The 16070-nt window shown below is 62.7% G+C and carries 15 protein-coding genes; 7 read left to right on the forward strand and 8 right to left on the reverse strand.

Going from position 1 to position 16070, the window contains the following annotated elements; genetic code table 11:
• Positions 1-2: 2 nt before the first annotated feature.
• From AAV94_RS02545 to AAV94_RS02555, 3 genes are all read left to right on the forward strand, one after another.
• The gene (locus tag AAV94_RS02545) at positions 3-788 is read left to right on the forward strand and encodes a hypothetical protein (RefSeq protein WP_052754877.1); all 786 of its coding nucleotides are present in this window, start codon (positions 3-5) and stop codon (positions 786-788) included.
• A complete protein-coding gene (dut, locus tag AAV94_RS02550) occupies positions 778-1227 on the forward strand; it encodes a dUTP diphosphatase (protein ID WP_046740763.1) in 450 nt (149 codons plus the stop codon). The genes AAV94_RS02545 and dut overlap by 11 nt, the downstream gene beginning before the upstream one ends.
• Before the next feature lie 308 nt (positions 1228-1535).
• The gene (locus AAV94_RS02555) at positions 1536-2030 is read left to right on the forward strand and encodes an outer membrane lipoprotein (RefSeq protein WP_046740764.1); all 495 of its coding nucleotides are present in this window, start codon (positions 1536-1538) and stop codon (positions 2028-2030) included.
• 98 nt (positions 2031-2128) lie between these two features.
• Here the strand turns inward: AAV94_RS02555 and AAV94_RS02560 are convergent, their stop codons facing one another.
• Positions 2129-2656, reverse strand: coding sequence for an FKBP-type peptidyl-prolyl cis-trans isomerase (locus AAV94_RS02560; RefSeq protein WP_046740765.1), 528 nt, complete (start codon positions 2654-2656; stop codon positions 2129-2131).
• 58 nt (positions 2657-2714) lie between these two features.
• Between AAV94_RS02560 and AAV94_RS02565 the strand changes: the two genes are divergently transcribed.
• Positions 2715-3896: a cupin domain-containing protein gene (locus AAV94_RS02565; RefSeq protein ID WP_046740844.1), complete on the forward strand. Its 1182-nt coding sequence runs from the start codon at positions 2715-2717 to the stop codon at positions 3894-3896.
• 490 nt (positions 3897-4386) lie between these two features.
• On the forward strand, positions 4387-4848 hold the full coding sequence (locus AAV94_RS02570) for a hypothetical protein (RefSeq protein WP_046740766.1): 462 nt from the start codon (positions 4387-4389) through the stop codon (positions 4846-4848).
• Between the two features lie 570 nt (positions 4849-5418).
• Here AAV94_RS02570 and AAV94_RS02575 read toward each other — a convergent pair.
• The 6 genes from AAV94_RS02575 to plsY form a co-directional block, all read right to left on the reverse strand.
• The gene (locus AAV94_RS02575) at positions 5419-6300 is read right to left on the reverse strand and encodes an MBL fold metallo-hydrolase (protein ID WP_231731191.1); all 882 of its coding nucleotides are present in this window, start codon (positions 6298-6300) and stop codon (positions 5419-5421) included.
• A 13-nt stretch (positions 6301-6313) separates the two neighbouring features.
• Complete coding sequence (gene bamC, locus AAV94_RS02580; RefSeq protein ID WP_046740767.1) at positions 6314-7435, reverse strand: outer membrane protein assembly factor BamC; 1122 nt, start codon at positions 7433-7435, stop codon at positions 6314-6316.
• Between the two features lie 55 nt (positions 7436-7490).
• Entirely contained in the window at positions 7491-8390 is a 900-nt protein-coding gene (gene dapA / locus AAV94_RS02585) for a 4-hydroxy-tetrahydrodipicolinate synthase (protein WP_046740768.1), read from the reverse strand.
• A gap of 100 nt (positions 8391-8490) precedes the next feature.
• Positions 8491-8619, reverse strand: a complete 129-nt coding sequence (locus AAV94_RS15270; protein WP_269430757.1) for a hypothetical protein — start codon at positions 8617-8619, stop codon at positions 8491-8493.
• A gap of 92 nt (positions 8620-8711) precedes the next feature.
• Positions 8712-9953: an MFS transporter gene (locus tag AAV94_RS02590; protein WP_046740769.1), complete on the reverse strand. Its 1242-nt coding sequence runs from the start codon at positions 9951-9953 to the stop codon at positions 8712-8714.
• A 50-nt stretch (positions 9954-10003) separates the two neighbouring features.
• Positions 10004-10681 (reverse strand): glycerol-3-phosphate 1-O-acyltransferase PlsY, encoded by a 678-nt coding sequence (plsY, locus tag AAV94_RS02595; RefSeq protein ID WP_046740770.1) that lies wholly within the window; start codon positions 10679-10681, stop codon positions 10004-10006.
• 238 nt (positions 10682-10919) lie between these two features.
• Here plsY and glmU point away from each other — a divergent pair, with 238 nt between their 5' ends.
• Positions 10920-12365, forward strand: a complete 1446-nt coding sequence (glmU, locus tag AAV94_RS02600) for a bifunctional UDP-N-acetylglucosamine diphosphorylase/glucosamine-1-phosphate N-acetyltransferase GlmU (protein ID WP_046740771.1) — start codon at positions 10920-10922, stop codon at positions 12363-12365.
• A 93-nt stretch (positions 12366-12458) separates the two neighbouring features.
• Here glmU and ppsA read toward each other — a convergent pair whose 3' ends face one another.
• Positions 12459-14855, reverse strand: coding sequence for a phosphoenolpyruvate synthase (ppsA, locus tag AAV94_RS02605; RefSeq protein WP_046740772.1), 2397 nt, complete (start codon positions 14853-14855; stop codon positions 12459-12461).
• Between the two features lie 372 nt (positions 14856-15227).
• Here ppsA and ppsR point away from each other — a divergent pair, with 372 nt between their 5' ends.
• Positions 15228-16055, forward strand: a complete 828-nt coding sequence (gene ppsR, locus AAV94_RS02610; protein ID WP_046740773.1) for a posphoenolpyruvate synthetase regulatory kinase/phosphorylase PpsR — start codon at positions 15228-15230, stop codon at positions 16053-16055.
• Positions 16056-16070 lie beyond the last annotated feature (15 nt).

The raw sequence follows: 16070 nt of genomic DNA on the forward strand, positions 1-16070 counted from the left end.
CCATGCGCGTTCACGCTCCCTTCCTGACCGGCCTGTTTGAAGCCAGCAAGCAGGCCACTGGCGCCGTTCTGCTAGTGTGCATTGCCCTGATGCTCCTGGTCGTGGGCGGCTGCGCCAGCAAGCCCGCAACGCCGCAATGGCAGACCCGCACGGCATCGGCCATGGCATTGAGCGAGGCAGCCTATCTGGACGGACAGGAGCGCATCGCGCAGCAAAGTTTGCAACAGGCGCGCGAGGAGGTATCACGCACAGCCTCGGTGGTCGAGCTTGCCAGGCTGGAATTGCGCCAGTGCGCACTGCAGATCGCCAGCCTGGACTGGCAGCCGTGCTCGGCCTATCTGACGCTGCCGCAGGATGGCGTGACGCCGCAGCTGCAGGCCTACCATCGCTATCTCGGCGGCGCCATGCTCGATACAGCCGAGCGGGCGCTGCTGCCGCCTGCGCAGCGCCAAGTCGCGACTATCGTCGAGACCTCAGACGCCGCCCTGCAAGCGCTGCGCGCCATCGACGAGCCACTCTCGCGCCTGCTAGGTGTAGCGGTACTGATGCGCCGCAGCGGTGCGCCAGATCCTGCGTTGATTGCGCTGGCCGTGGAGACCGCCTCCCACGAGGGTTGGCGTCGTCCCCTGCTGGCCTGGCTGCTGCTTCAACAGCGGCAAGCCACTATTGCGGGGGATAGCGCACTGGCCAATGAAGCTGCATCTCGCATTCATATTCTGCAAAGCGGGGGCTGCTGCATGCCAGCGCCATCGCTTGCCCTCCCCACCGACACATCTCATGTACATTGATATTCGCATCCTCGACACGCGCCTGAACGATGACCTGCCAAGCTACGCCACGCCAGGCAGCGCCGGCCTGGACCTGCGCGCCAGCCTTCAGGAGCCGCTCACGCTCGCACCCGGCGCGCCGGCCACACTTGTCGGCACAGGCATTGCGATCTACCTGCGCGACCCGGGCTACGCTGCGCTGGTGCTGCCCCGCTCCGGCCTGGGGCACAAGAAAGGACTGGTACTGGGCAATCTGGTTGGCCTGATCGACAGCGATTACCAGGGTGAGCTGATGGTCAGTGCCTGGAACCGGGGCCACGACACCATCGTGATCGAACCGCTTGAGCGCATTGCCCAGCTGGTCATCGTTCCTGTCGTTCAGGCGCGCTTTAACATCGTCGAGCAATTCGAGGCCTCCGCGCGGGGCACGGGTGGATACGGCTCGACAGGCACCCGGTAAAAACCTGTTCAGCGGCTTCTTGCCACGTCCCGACGGTGCGAACACGTCAACCACAGGCCCGAACTTGCGTTCTTGTCCTGCAATCGATGCGGGCACAGCGCAGATAATGCGCCAATGCGCTACGGCAGTGGCGCCGTCGTCGTTGCGCGGTTGCTTTACGCAGATTTACACCGCGTGCACGCAAGTGCACCCCGCCGGTACTACCATGCGCAACGACCGCTCGGGCCTGCCAAGTGCGACGCATCAGCGCTGTGAACATCCCGATCGCACCGGCGCCTCAGCGCCATTCTGACCATAAGGAGAGTCTCATGACCATCATCCGCACCACCGTTCTCGCTGGCAGCACCGCCCTCGCGCTGATGCTCGCCGGATGCCAGAGCACCCCGCTCTATCCGGATCAACGCAGTGGTCAGGTCGCAGTGCAGCCCACCCGCGCTCCGGCCAATGTGACCGAGTACGGCTACGTCACCGATATCCAGCCCCTACAGCAGCTCGACAGTGGCTCCAGTGGAGCCGGCATTTTGCTTGGCGCTGTCGTCGGGGGGCTGCTTGGCAATCAGGTCGGCGGCGGCTCCGGGCGCACGGCTGCAACCATTGCTGGTTCCGTCGGCGGCGCGTTGGCCGGCAACACCATTGAAGGCCGGATGAACACGGGTGGCCAGCAAGGCTATGCGCAGGGCTATCGCATCACCATCCGCGTGGACAATGGCCAGTACCGCGTCTATGACGTCCCGCATCCGGGCAACCTGCAGATCAATAGTCGCGTGCAGGTACGCAATGGTGAAATCGCTCCGGTGAACTGAGCATAGTGCCGCGTTCGCGGCCTTTCCCCCGGCAATCGAAGCACGTGCTCCATGCAAAAGGCGACCAAAGGTCGCCTTTTGCAGATTGGCGGCTAGACTCAGTGCACGGTTGTCGGCCCAGCCGGGCCTTCAGGAATCGTGCGGAAAAAGCCCACCCCGGCTGACCTGCGACGCTGCTCCTCGGGCGTGCTCGGACGGACCTTGCGAATCTTCATGTCCAGCTGCAGCGCAATGCCCGCCAGCGGGTGATTGCCGTCCAGCACGACATGCTCCGGATAGATCTCCGTCACTGTCAGCAACAGGTCGCGCCCGATCTGGCTGCGCGCGCCCTTGGGCAAGGCGCTGCTCTCAATCACCATGCCCTCTTCCAGGCCTTGCTGGAACAGTGCGCGCGATTCAAGAAACACCAGTTGTTCGTCATAGTCACCAAAGCCGTGCTCCGGCTCCAGGTACAGCTGCACGCCATCTCCAGCACGCTTGCCCAACAAGGCTTGTTCGATGCTCGGCAGCAGATCGTCGCCGCCCACATAGAATTCAATCGGCTCGTCCAGCTGATCGAGCAGTTCGCCCAGGCTGTCCTTCATGGTCCAGGTCAGGGCCACCACGGTTTTCTTCATCACTTCCATAGCGCGGATTGTCGCAGGTTTGCCCCTGGTCAACCGTGCACACTTCCGATTGACAATGATTGATATCAACTCACCGCTGCAACTGCTGGGCGGCCTTAGCCCCGCACAGTTCATGCGCAAGCACTGGCAGCGCAAGCCACTGCTGGTGCGCCAGGCCCTGCCCGCGGCGCAGGCCGCCCCCGTCCGCGCGCAGACACTGTTCACGTTGGCGGCGCAGGAGGACGTACAGACGCGGCTTATCCGCCAGCACACGCATGGCTGGACGCTCGAACACGGTCCCTTCAAGCGCAGGCAGCTGCCTGCTCTGAAGCAACCGGGCTGGACGCTGCTGGTGCAAGGCGTTGACCTAGCGGACGATGCCGCACATGCCCTGCTGCAGCGCTTCGCCTTCATTCCACAGGCACGACTGGATGATCTGATGATCAGCTACGCCAGCGACCGCGGCGGCGTGGGCCCGCACTTTGACAGCTATGATGTCTTTCTGCTGCAGGCGCACGGCAAACGGCGCTGGCGCATCGGCCGCCAGCGGGACCTGAGCCTGCAACCGGATGTGCCGCTACGCATTCTGCAGCACTTCGAGCCCGAGTACGAGTGGGTACTGGAGCCTGGCGACATGCTGTATTTGCCGCCGCGCTATGCCCACGATGGCATCGCCGAAGGCAACGACTGCATGACCTGCTCCATCGGCTTTCGCGCTCCCGCGCGCGAAGAGCTCGCAAGCACCCTGCTCGAACGTCTGGCAGAACCGGACTGGACGGAGGACACCGATGGAGCACTCGCACAGCGCTCCCCGCATGCCGCCAGCCTTTACAAGGATACCGGTCAATCCGCCACACAGCAATCGGCGGCCATTCCGCAAGCACTGCAGGCATTTGCGCGCGAGGCCATCGAACAGCGCCTGCGCCGTCCGCACGCGATCGAGCAGTTGCTGGGGGAATACCTCAGTGAACCCAAGCCGGATGTCGTCTTTGGCGATGAGGACGAAGGCGGCGATCTGTGGGAACACCTGCACGATGATGCCCGCCAGGTGATGCCAAGCCGAAGAACACGCATGCTCTACGACGATCGCTTCTTCTACATCAACGGCGAAAGCTACCGCATGGGTGGCAGGGATGCGCGTCTGCTGCGCCAGCTTGCCGACCAGCGAAGCCTGCGTGCGCGCGACATCCGGCGCCTGTCGGCACAGGCTCAGCAGACACTGCAGGAGTGGCATGAACAGGGCTGGATCCTCGTGCGCTGAGGCCAGTAGCAACAATCCGGCGGAGAAGGCCGCCCGGCCTCCGCTGCCAAGACCTGCCTGCGCGCCATTGCATCAGCAGAGTGCAAGGGGGCAGCGCAACGTGCTGCTGGCAGACCATCCTCGCAGCATGCGCTTCCAATATGGCCCGCAGGCAAGCTGGAATGACGTAGGGCAATGCCTAGCGGATTGTTCTTTGGTTGACGATCAGTGCATACGTTGCGTTGTCCACCAAAAAACGCAGAGGCAACGTGCCAACCGCAAGTCGGGTTGGCTGTCCGGTAGGAATTTGCATCACCAAGATGCGGGCGGGCTTGGATAGCAACGCCCCTGCCTTCAATGCGTGGTTGACCCAGCGACAGTGCATCGTCCTGTCAACGCTTGCGCAGCAGAGGCGTTAGAGATGGGAGCTTTGGAAAGCCACCGGGGCTTGCCCCGGCGTTTTTCAGCCAATTCTCTGATCCCATTCAACCTGAAGCGTGAAAGGAATAGCATGAAACTGCATTACATTGCCTCGGCCCTGCTGGTCTCTGGTCTGCTCGCCGCATGCGATCGCTCCGAACCTCCTGCGCCCGCCACGCCAGCACCGGCTCCGGCACCTGCCACCACCGAGCCGAATGCCGCTGAGCGTGCGCTGGAAGATGCCTCCGAAGCCGCAGGCGAGGCAGCGCAGAGTGCCCGCGAGGCCGCTGGCGCTGCCGCCGCAAGCACTTCAGAGGCAGCCAAGGACGCCGCCGAAGGCGCTGCTGAACTTGCAAACGATGCCGCTGCGGCAACGCGCGAAGGCTTCAATGAAGCAGGGAAGGCTGCTGAGGATGCCCGCGAATCAGCAGAAGAAGCACTGAAAAAGGCCAATGCGGCCGCGCAAGCTGCCACCAACCACGCTGCAGAGCAGCCTGCGGCAGGAGAAAGCGCAGCCAGCTCCACCGCAAACCCGCCCGCTGCGGGTAACTAAGGCACTATCGGTAGTGGCCATGGCTTCTTAAGGCCTGTTTACCGATCTTTTCATGCATTGCGTTGCTCCGCCGGAGGATTCGGTGCAAGGCACAAATTAGGCCGAACACCACCCGGCGGATATGCGCATCGCCGCGCCGCGCTGCTGGCAGCGCGGCGACTCCCCTGCGTGGAGAAAGCGCAATAGCAGGCGTTGTCCGCGGTGCCAAATCATTCCGTCTCGGCGATGCTTGGTGGCCTGACCGCCCTGCGCATGAAAGAATTGCCAGCAGAGGTTGTTCGCACCTGCTCCGGCAGGCGCTGTCATTGCACAGTAGGCCTCATGTGGCCCGCTCCGTACGCACCGCGTACCGGCAGGAACAGTCACCGAACAATGCGCACCATAAGCAGCCCGTGCGCAGCGAACACCACCATCGCACAGAACACCGCATACAGATGCGGGCACCGTTTTGCTTCAATCGTTGTCCAGCAACGCAGGGAACAAGTCAGACGGACCGTATGCGATGCCACTCGGCAGGCCTCGTCGGCTCTCTTGCCTTCTCCAAAGGCACAAAAAGGGTTTGAACAGGTTCTAAGCCGCAGCCTGGGTCGATTCGGCAACTATAGCGCACGCATGCTGCATCGCAGGTTCGGCAGACCCGCTCAGTTGCACCCATGCACAGCCTTCATCCTGACTGGCAATGTGCACGCCGATGGGCGCATGACCAATGACCTCGGCAATCCATTCCGCCGCCAGATCGGGACGATTGTTCTGACGGCTCAAATGGCCTGCGACAACATGCCGCAGATTTTCACCCGCCATCTGTCCAAGCAACTCGGCCGCTGCCTCGTTGGACAGATGCCCTTGCCGACCCGCAATGCGGCGCTTTAGAAACGCCGGATAACGGGAAGCTGCCAGCATGTGTGGCTCGTGATTAAACTCCAGCAGCACGGCCTGACAGTCACTGACGTGAGCGCGCACGTGGCCGGTGACATGTCCCAGATCGGTCAGCAGCGCAAGGCTGCAGCCGCCTTGTGTGATGCGCAGCTGCAGCGGCTCGCGCGCATCATGCGGAACCGTAAACGGCACGACCTGCATCGCACCCCATGCAAACGCCTGGCCATCACGCACGATGTGCAGCTCGTTGCTGCAGGCCTGCGGTGCACCGGCTGCCAACCAGGTGCCATAACTGGTCCAGAGTGGGATATGCCATTTGGCGGCGAGCTCGAAGCACGCTCCGACATGGTCGGAATGTTCGTGGGTGACGAAAATGGCATGCAGGTCCTCCGGGGCAAGACCGTCACAGGCCAGCCGCTCGCGCAACTGCCGCAGATTCAGTCCGCAGTCGATCAGTGCTCTGAAGCACCTAGCGTCACCGCTGCCACGATGGCCTTCTACCAGCGTCGCATTGGCGGAGCTGCCGCTGGCGAGACTGCGAAAACGCAATACGGTATCGGCCTCGGACTGCTGCACGAGCGTGTGCACCTCAAAGCGTGTCTTCGTGCAGCAGGCGGATGATGGTCTGCGCCTCCGATGCCGGTGCTGGCTGCCCAGCCTCATTCTGCACGGTCACGTGCGACAGATCGCCCTGGCTCTGCACGACGATGCGGTAGCGCACCGGTGGCGGCGCCGACGAGGCACGCCCCAGCACACGCCCAAAAAATCCTGGCTGCTCGCGCTCGGCTTCTGGCGAGATGTAGCGCACAAAGTACACGCCCTGCGAGCGATCGCGGTCTTCCACGGTGAAGCCGCTGCGATCCAGTGCGGTACCCACCCGCCGCCATGCCCTGTCAAAGGCATCAGGCAACTCCAGTGCCGGCACGCCCGCCAGGTCAACCACACGCGAGGTCGGCTGCGCCACACTGGCCGCAGGTGCTGCCGAGGTCTGCTGACCGGCCACGATTGCCTGCGACTGCTCCTCCGACACGCCCAACTGCACCAGCAGGCGGCGCAGGAATTCCGTCTCCAGCTCCGGATCCGAGTCGCGCGGCACCCAGGTCGTGGAACCACTCTGGCGATCGGTCACCTCCTCGATCATCCCGCGATGGGTAATGTAGATATCGGTGCCGCCATCGGCACGGCGCTCCATACGGGTGCGGAACTTGTCACGCTCGCCGGTGGAATACAGCGAGTCCAGCACCCGGCCAAGGGTGTTGCGGATGAAATCCTGTGGCAGCTTGGCACGGTTTTCCGCCCAGTCGGTTTCCATGATACCCAGCGCGGGCTGATCCATCGTCAACGTGAAACCGTTGTCCAGCCAGAACTGGCGAACCGGATCCCACAATACATCGGGGGTGCGGGCCACGCTCAGCCAACGCAGGTCACCATCGCGATGCAAGGTCACGTCCGCCACACTGTCGGTAGCGACACGATCGCCCTCGCCCTGGCGAATCTGGCTGGCCAGCAACGCATTGGCCGACACCGCTCCGCCGGGTACGACGTAGCGGGAGTCGGGCGTCAACTGCGTCAGATCGGGTGGCACGGCCAGCGACGTGCCGCGCTGCGCGCTGCGGTAGTCGATACCCTCGCCATTGATGGACGAGCACGCCGTCAGCAGACACGTCGTGGCCACCATGGAGACTTTGAACGCGGAGGACTTGAGATTCATAGCATTATTAGGTCGTTCGAATCGATCGTGACTGCAGCAGCACACAGATGCGGCATCACGCCAACAGGCCGGTTTCGCGCAGAGCCGCTTCCAGCGGCTCCTGCGCCCAAGCGGACAGCGGAGTCATGGGCAGGCGCAAGGTCGGACCACACAAGCCCAAACGGTGCATGGCCCACTTGACGGGAATAGGATTGGCCTCGCTAAACAAGGCCTTGTGCAGCGGCAACAGCCGCTGCTGGATGGCATTGGCCCGCGCCACGTCACCGTTGATCGCAGCATGGCACAACGCATGGACCAATGCAGGCGCCACGTTGGCGGTGACACTGATGTTGCCATGACCGCCACACAGCATCAGCGCCACCGCAGTCAAGTCGTCTCCGGAATACACCGCAAACCCGGGTGGCACGTCGCGGATCAGCCACTGCGCGCGGGCCAGATCGCCCGTGGCTTCCTTGATTCCGACGATGCTGGGAATCTGTGCCAGTCGCAACACCGTCTCATGCGCCAGATCGGCCACGGAGCGCCCCGGCACGTTATACAGGTACATCGGCAGCTCAGGCGTCGCCTCGGCAATCGTGCGAAAGTGTTGATACTGCCCTTCCTGTGTGGGTTTGTTGTAATAGGGCACAACCTGCAGCTGACTGCTTGCTCCAACCTTCTGTGCGTACTGCGCCAGCGAAATGGCCTCGGCAGTCGAGTTGGCGCCGCAGCCCGCCATTACCGGCACACGCCCTGCCGCGTGCTCCACGGTCACGCGAATGACCTCGTGGTGTTCGTCGTACGTCAGCGTTGGGGACTCACCAGTCGTTCCCACGACACTGATGCAATCCGTGCCCTGCGCGATGTGCCAATCCACCAGTTTTCGCAACCCGTCATAGTCGACGCTTGCGTCCTCATTCAGTGGAGTTACCAGGGCAACAATGCTGCCTTTCAGGGCAATGGAAGTCGAGGTCATGAATAGTCAGACTCAGCTGCAATTATCACAAAAGCTTGTCATTCTAGTGCAGCCGCCAGCGCATCGGGCTTGACCACGAAGGCGGCCCAGCCAATAGACGTCAAAAGCACGCCCAGAGCTGCTCGGCCAGCTGCACCATCAGCGCTGGCCGCCAGTACAGCATAAAGGTGCCAGCCAGCACAACCGCCACCGCCAGTACAGAGACAGTGGCGTACAGTCTCCTACGCATTCGATACGGCATGGGCACCCCCTACGATAAGTCAGCCGTGCCATCCGCGCTGTCAGACAGCATGGGCAATGTCCGGCCAGCGCTGCACCCCATCACACCGGCTGCGCGCGCAGGCGCTCGACCGGTCGCTCGTCAATGGGAACATTCACCGCGGCTGCCAGCAAACCCAGTGCAATGGCAATGTACCAGACGATATCGTAACTGCCCGTGCGGTCATACAGAAAACCACCCAGCCAGACGCCGAGAAAGCTGCCAATCTGATGGCTGAAGAAAACCACCCCGCCAAGCATGGAGAGATGGCGTACACCGAACATCTGCGCCACCGTCGCGTTGGTTGGCGGCACAGTGGACAGCCACAATGCGCCGATGACTGCCGAGAACACGTAGACGCTCCATGCCGACAGTGGCGCCAGCAGGAATACTGCAATCGCCACCACCCGGCCCAAATAAATGCCGATCAGGATCTTGCGTCGCGCCACGGTCTGCCCGAGCCAGCCAGACACATAGGTGCCCAGCACATTGAACAGGCCAATCAGCGCCAGCGCATGGGTTGCCACCTGCGCTGGCAACTGGTGGTCGCGCAGATAGCTGGGCATGTGCACCCCGATGAAAACGACCTGGAAGCCACAGACGAAATAGCCTGCCGTCAACAGCAGAAAACTCCGGTGCGACAAGGCCTCTTGCAACGCGTGGCCAATCCCCTGTGAGGACACGATGCCTTGGTGCATGGCGGCCTTGCCTGCGTTGTGCGGCTCACGCAGCCCAAAGGCCAGAGGCACTATCGCCAGTATCAGCACCGCCAACACCATCAGGGCAGCCTGCCAGCCCAGCGCGCCAATGAGGACGCCTTCCAGCGGCAACATCAGGAACTGGCCGAACGAGCCCGCTGCGGCGGTCACGCCCATCGCCCAGGAACGTTTCCCGACGGGGATCTGTCGGCCAATCACACCATACACCACCGCATAAGTGGTGCCCGCCTGCGCCAGACCCAGCAGGACACCGGCCGACAGCGCAAAGGCCAGTGGCGTTGCTGCAACCGCCATGCCGACCAGCCCTGCGCCATAGCACACGGCACCTGCGAGCAGCACCCGAAAAGCGCCGAAGCGGTCGGCCGCCATGCCGACAAAAATGCCAAATATGCCCCAGGCCAGGTTCTGGATTGCCAGCGCGATGGAAAACGCATTGCGGCTCCATCCCATTTCGCTAGTCACCGGCAGCAGCCACAGGCCAAACCCATGACGCACCCCCATCGACAGCGTCACAATCAGTGCACCGCACGCGAGCACCTGTGCCAAAGGCAGACGCTGTTTGGAAAAGCTGGGGTCAACGGCCATGGCGGATTGCTGCGATGCGAAAAGAGTTCAGCTTTCAAGCAAGCTGGCGTTCAAGCCTTGCGTCGACGTGCGCGCGATTTGCCCGCAGGCTTTGGCGCTGCACGCCCACTTGCGCCAAGACGCGGCTCCGTGCCTGCAAGCAGCCGGGAAATGTTCGGCGCATGTCGATAGATCAGCACGACAGACATCAGTCCCGTAAACAGCAGCACCGGGCGGTCATAAACCCAGACGGAACCACCACCAAGCAGATAGATCACGGGTGCTGCCACCGCCGCCACCAGAGACGCCAGCGACGACATGCGCCAAACCCCCACAGCCAGCAGCCAAACCACTAGCACCGCCAGTCCCAGCCAAGGCTGGATGCCCAGCAGCACGCCCAGCGCGGTCGCCACACCCTTGCCGCCCTTGAAACGCAGGAATACCGAAAACACATGCCCGAGAAATGCCGCAAACCCGACTGCAGCCTGCGCCCCTTCGTAAAGGCCGTAAGCAGCGCCGTACCAGCCCACCAACGCCACCGGCAGCCAGCCCTTGGCCGCATCCAGCACCAGCGTCAGCACGGCGGCCGCCTTGCTGCCCGAGCGCAGCACATTCGTGGCCCCGGGATTGCCGCTGCCAAAACTGCGCGGATCCTGCAAGCCCATGATGCGGCTGACCACCACGGCAAAAGGCACGGACCCCAGCAGATAGGCACCTGCCAACACCGGTATCAATATCCATGCCTCCATGCGCCGTTCTCCGTAACAAGAAAATCACCGTCCCCGGCCAGTGCGTTGTTGCGCGCCATGCCTCAAGATGCCGATTATCGCCCGAGGACATGTGTCCACGGCACGTGTTTTTACTGTATAAGTACCGCACAGCGCTTACTGCATCCGTGACGAATGCTTTCGCATCGATAATGTACGGTGCTTTTTTGCCACGTGCCACACGAGCGGCATGCGGTGAGCCTTCCTTGCCAATTGTTCCATGACTGCTTCCTCGCCTTTGAGCATCGTTGTTCTCGCCGCCGGAAAAGGCACGCGAATGAAAAGCCGCCTTCCCAAGGTGCTGCAGCCCCTGGGTGGGCGACCCATGCTGGCCCACGTGCTGCATACCGCTGGCGCGCTGTGTGCCGAGCGCTTGGTGCTTGTGTCCGGCCATGGCGGGGATTGGGTGCGCCAGTTTGCCGATCAGCATGCTCCGGCGCTGCTGCCCAACACGCAACTGATCCATGCCGAGCAGCCACAGCAGCTGGGCACAGGCCACGCCGTTCAGCAGGCTGGCGCCCATCTGCCCGACCGCGGCACCGTGCTGATCCTGCTCGGCGACGTGCCCTTGGTCGACGCTGAAACGCTGCAGCAAGTCGTGGCGTGTTGCAGTGATTCGCAGATTGGCCTGCTCACCGCAGAACTGGTCGAACCCCATGGCTACGGCCGCATCGCACGCGATGCGCAAGGGCGCGTTCAGGCCATCGTCGAGCACAAGGACGCGAATGCCCAGCAGCGCGCCATCCGTGAGATCAATTCGGGCATCATGGCGCTGCCAGCCCATCGCCTCAAGGCCTGGCTGAATCGGCTGGACAATGACAATGCCCAGGGCGAGTACTATCTGACCGACGTCATCGCCATGGCGGTTGCCGATCAGGTCGCGGTGCAGGCGCATTGCCTGCCCGTGCACCAATCGTGGCAGGTCGGCGGCATCAACAGCCCGGCCCAGCTTGCCGAGGCAGAGCGCAGGTATCAGCGCCTGCAGGCCGAGGCCGCCATGGACGCTGGTGTGCGCCTGGTTGATCCAGCGCGCTTTGAGCTGCGCGCCGCCCCCGGCAGTGCGCTGCCTGGCGCACTCACGTGCGAGAGTGATGTGGAGATCGACATCGGCTGCATCTTCGCAGGCGACGTGCGCATTGGCAGCGGCAGCCGCATCGGTGCATACTGCCACATCAGCCAGGCCGACCTTGGTGCCGACTGCGAAGTGCTGCCCTACTCCCATATCGATGGTGAGGCTGCGGGCGTTGTCGTCGGCAACGGCGCACGCATCGGACCTTTTGCCCGTCTGCGTCCTGGCGCCCGGCTGGCCGAGGATGTGCACATCGGCAACTTCGTGGAGGTGAAGAACTCCACGCTGGCGCGCGGCGCCAAGGCCAACCATCTGGCCTACCTGGGTGATGCTGCCGTGGGCGAGCGCGTGAACTATGGGGCCGGCGCCATCACCGCCAATTACGACGGCGCCAACAAACACCGCACCATCATTGAGGCCGATGTGCACATCGGCAGCAACAGCGTACTGGTTGCGCCCCTGACCATTGGCGCCGGCGCCACCGTCGGCGCGGGCTCGACCCTCTCACGTGATGTGCCCGCGCACGCCCTGGCCGTCACCCGCGCCAACGCCAGCGTCGTGCCGGACTGGCAGCGTCCCGCGAAGAAGAAGGACTGAGCAAGCCTCCTCGCAGGCGCCACAGACGGCGGCTGCATAAAAAAACATCCGCCTCGCGGGCGGATGTTCTTCAGGGCATGTCGCTCGCGGGCATCACGCCTTGGCAGCCAACTGCTGCCAGGTCGCCACCACGCTGTCCGGGTTGAGCGAGATCGACGAGATGCCTTCGTCGGCCAGCCACTGGGCGAAGTCCGGGTGATCGCTCGGCCCCTGACCACAGATGCCCACGTATTTGCCCTGTGCCCGGCAGGCCTTGATGGCGCGCGAGAGCATGAACTGCAGCGCCGGGTCACGCTCGTCGAAGTCCGCCGCGAGCAGATCCAGGCCGGAATCGCGGTCCAGCCCCAGCGTAAGCTGCGTCAGGTCATTGGAGCCGATGGAAAAGCCGTCGAAATACTCCAGGAACTGATCGGCCAGAATCGCGTTGCTGGGCACTTCACACATCATGATCAGACGCAGGCCATTCTCGCCGCGCTTGAGGCCATTCTTGGCGAGCAGCTCCTCCACCGCCTGGGCCTGCTTGAGCGTACGCACGAACGGCACCATGATCTCGACGTTGGTCAGCCCCATGTCCTCACGCACGCGCTTGAGCGCCGCGCATTCCATCTCGAACGCTTCGCGGAACTCCTCGCTGATGTAGCGGGTCGCGCCGCGAAAGCCCAGCATCGGATTTTCTTCCTCGGGCTCGTAACGGCTGCCGCCGATGAGCTTGCGGTACTCGTTGCTCTTGAAGTCCGACAGGCGCACGATGACGGGCTTCGGATAGAACGCCGCGGCAATCGTCGCTACGCCCTCGGCCACCTTGTCGACGTAGAACGCACGCGGCGAGGCATGGCCGCGCGCCACCGACTCCACCGCCTTTTTCAGATCGGCATCGACGTTCGGATAGTCAAGGATCGCCTTGGGATGCACGCCGATGTTGTTGTTGATGATGAACTCCAGCCGCGCCAGGCCAACGCCCTCGTTGGGCAGCTGCGCAAAATCGAAGGCCAGCTGGGGGTTACCGACGTTCATCATGATCTTTGTGCCGATCTTGGGCATCTCGCCGCGCTGCACCTCGGTAACCTCGGTTTCCAACAATCCGTCGTAGATCTTGCCGGTATCGCCCTCGGCGCAGCTGACGGTCACCAGCACGCCATCCTTGAGCTTGTCGGTGGCATCCCCGCAGCCGACAACGGCGGGAATACCCAGCTCCCGCGCAATGATGGCAGCATGACAGGTCCGCCCGCCGCGATTGGTGACGATGGCGCTGGCGCGCTTCATCACCGGCTCCCAGTTCGGGTCCGTCATGTCGGTGACCAGCACGTCGCCGGGCTGCACCTTGTCCATCTCCGCAATGTCGTTGACCAGACGCACCGGCCCGGTGCCGATCTTCTGGCCGATGGCGCGCCCCTCAGCCAGCACATTGCCGGTACCCAACAGCTTGAAGCGCTGCTCCGCCTTGCCTTTCTGCTGGCTTTTGACCGTCTCGGGACGCGCTTGCAGGATGTAGAGCTTGCCATCGGTGCCGTCGCGGCCCCACTCGATGTCCATCGGACGACCGTAGTGCTCTTCGATGATGAGCGCGTAACGTGCCAGTTCGGCCACGTCTTCATCCGAGAGGGAGTAGCGGTTGCGCAGCTCGGCAGGCACATCAACGGTCTTCACCAGCTTGCCGGTCGCGGCCTTTTCCTCAGGCGAGGTAAAGACCATCTGGATCAGCTTGGAGCCCAGGTTGCGACGGATCACCGCCTGCTTGCCCGCCTTCAGGCTGGGCTTGTGCACGTAGAACTCATCGGGGTTGACCGCGCCTTGCACCACCGTCTCGCCCAGGCCGTAGCTGGAGGTGATGAACACCACATCCTCGAAGCCCGACTCCGTATCGATCGTGAACATCACGCCGGCAGCGCCCGTGTCCGAGCGCACCATGCGCTGCACCCCGACCGACAGCGCCACCACGTCGTGCGCAAAGCCCTTATGCACACGGTAACTAATGGCCCGGTCGTTATAGAGCGAGGCAAAGACTTCCTTGGCCTTATGTAGCACGTCCTCAATGCCGACGACGTTCAGGAAGGTCTCCTGCTGTCCGGCAAACGAGGCATCGGGGAGATCTTCAGCCGTCGCGGAAGAACGCACCGCAAACGACGCCTGGTCATTGCCCTCACTCAGCACCGCGAATGCATCGCGGATCGCTTTTTCCAGTGCAGGAGGAAACGGCTGGTTCTCGACCATCTGGCGGATTTCTGCACCCGCCTCGGCCAGCGCCCGCACATCGTCCACGTCCAGGCTCGCAAGACGCGCACTGATCTTGTCTGCCAGGCCATCATGCTTGAGGAACTCACGGAAGGCATGTGCCGTGGTGGCAAAACCAGTGGGTACACGCACGCCTTGGGGCAGCTGCGAGATCATTTCGCCGAGCGAGGCGTTCTTGCCACCTACGACCTCGACGTCGCTCATTCTCAGGTTTTCAAACGGTACGACCAGGGCGGTCGCCTCGAAGCGATCAGACATGGGAAGACTCCAGAAGTAAGAAAACGGTGGCAAGGCCGGCGCAATGAAGCCCCTGTTAGGGGCTTGAGGCCGACCGACTCCCTGCCCCGACGCCGGGCCAGTGCGCGCTTTGCTTGTTCTGGAATGGACGCAGCCAGCAGCATGGACAAGGAGGTAAATGCAATCAGCGAAGGCGCAGCAGGCGCAAGACAATCCCCATCGCCCGCGGGTCGCGACAGCCAAAAGGAGGCAGCAACACTGCCGCACATGGACCATCGCACAAAATTTGACGCGTATTGTAGGCGCATTGATAGTGTTGCGCAGCCTGTGCGGCGCCTGGCTGCACAGCCACTATGATGGCTGCCTGTCTGTCCAACCCACCCATTGCTGACCATGTCCAACCGCACTGTCTACTTCGTGTCCGACGGCACCGGCATCACTGCCGAGGCGTTCGGCAATGCCATTCTTGCGCAGTTCGACCTCCACGCGCGCAAGGTGCGCCTGCCGTTCGTGGATACCGTGGACAAGGCCCATCAAGCGATTCGCCAGATCAACCACAGCTACGAGCTGGAAAAGAAAAAGCCGATCGTATTCACCACGCTGGTCAATCCGGAAGTCCAGGGCGTCTTCAGCGAACACTGCAAGGGGCTGGTGATGGATATGTTTGGCAGCTTCGTCAGACCGCTGGAGGTGGAGTTGGGCGCGAAGTCGCATCACCGGGTCGGACGTTTCACTGACATCAGCAAGAGCAAGGAATACTCGGACCGCATGGAGGCCATCAACTACACGCTGGCGCACGACGATGGACAATCCAACACGGATCTGGCCAGCGCCGACGTCATCCTGATCGGCGTCAGCCGCAGCGGCAAGACCCCCACCAGCCTCTACCTGGCCATGCAGTATGGCCTGAAGGTCGCCAACTACCCGCTCATTCCTGACGATTTCGAGCGCCAGCAGCTGCCGCCTGCCTTGCTGCCACTGAAGAAGAAGTTATTTGGCTTGACCATCAACCCAGAACGCCTGTCTGAGATTCGCAATGAACGCCGCCCCGGCTCGCGCTATGCCAGCCTGGAGAATTGCCGCATGGAAGTCAGCGAAGCCGAGAGCATGATGCGCCGGGCGGGCGTGCAATGGCTGTCGACGACCACCAAGTCCATTGAGGAAATCTCCACCACCATCTTGCAGGTCATCAAGCCCACCAACGGCGTCGGTCGCTTGTAAGAGCCTGTTTGCGAT

This window comes from Lampropedia cohaerens (assembly GCF_001005215.1).
Taxonomy (GTDB): domain Bacteria; phylum Pseudomonadota; class Gammaproteobacteria; order Burkholderiales; family Burkholderiaceae_C; genus Lampropedia; species Lampropedia cohaerens.

What these genes read in the sequence shown, in the direction of transcription:
- AAV94_RS02545 (WP_052754877.1), top strand. Translation starts at nt 3, where the DNA reads ATGCGCGTTCACGCTCCCTTCCTGACCGGCCTGTTTGAAGCCAGCAAG.
- dut (WP_046740763.1), top strand. Translation starts at nt 778, where the DNA reads ATGTACATTGATATTCGCATCCTCGACACGCGCCTGAACGATGACCTG.
- AAV94_RS02555 (WP_046740764.1), top strand. Translation starts at nt 1,536, where the DNA reads ATGACCATCATCCGCACCACCGTTCTCGCTGGCAGCACCGCCCTCGCG.
- AAV94_RS02560 (WP_046740765.1), bottom strand. Translation starts at nt 2,656, where the DNA reads ATGGAAGTGATGAAGAAAACCGTGGTGGCCCTGACCTGGACCATGAAG.
- AAV94_RS02570 (WP_046740766.1), top strand. Translation starts at nt 4,387, where the DNA reads ATGAAACTGCATTACATTGCCTCGGCCCTGCTGGTCTCTGGTCTGCTC.
- bamC (WP_046740767.1), bottom strand. Translation starts at nt 7,435, where the DNA reads ATGAATCTCAAGTCCTCCGCGTTCAAAGTCTCCATGGTGGCCACGACG.
- dapA (WP_046740768.1), bottom strand. Translation starts at nt 8,390, where the DNA reads ATGACCTCGACTTCCATTGCCCTGAAAGGCAGCATTGTTGCCCTGGTA.
- AAV94_RS15270 (WP_269430757.1), bottom strand. Translation starts at nt 8,619, where the DNA reads ATGCGTAGGAGACTGTACGCCACTGTCTCTGTACTGGCGGTGGCGGTT.
- AAV94_RS02590 (WP_046740769.1), bottom strand. Translation starts at nt 9,953, where the DNA reads ATGGCCGTTGACCCCAGCTTTTCCAAACAGCGTCTGCCTTTGGCACAG.
- plsY (WP_046740770.1), bottom strand. Translation starts at nt 10,681, where the DNA reads ATGGAGGCATGGATATTGATACCGGTGTTGGCAGGTGCCTATCTGCTG.
- glmU (WP_046740771.1), top strand. Translation starts at nt 10,920, where the DNA reads ATGACTGCTTCCTCGCCTTTGAGCATCGTTGTTCTCGCCGCCGGAAAA.
- ppsA (WP_046740772.1), bottom strand. Translation starts at nt 14,855, where the DNA reads ATGTCTGATCGCTTCGAGGCGACCGCCCTGGTCGTACCGTTTGAAAAC.
- ppsR (WP_046740773.1), top strand. Translation starts at nt 15,228, where the DNA reads ATGTCCAACCGCACTGTCTACTTCGTGTCCGACGGCACCGGCATCACT.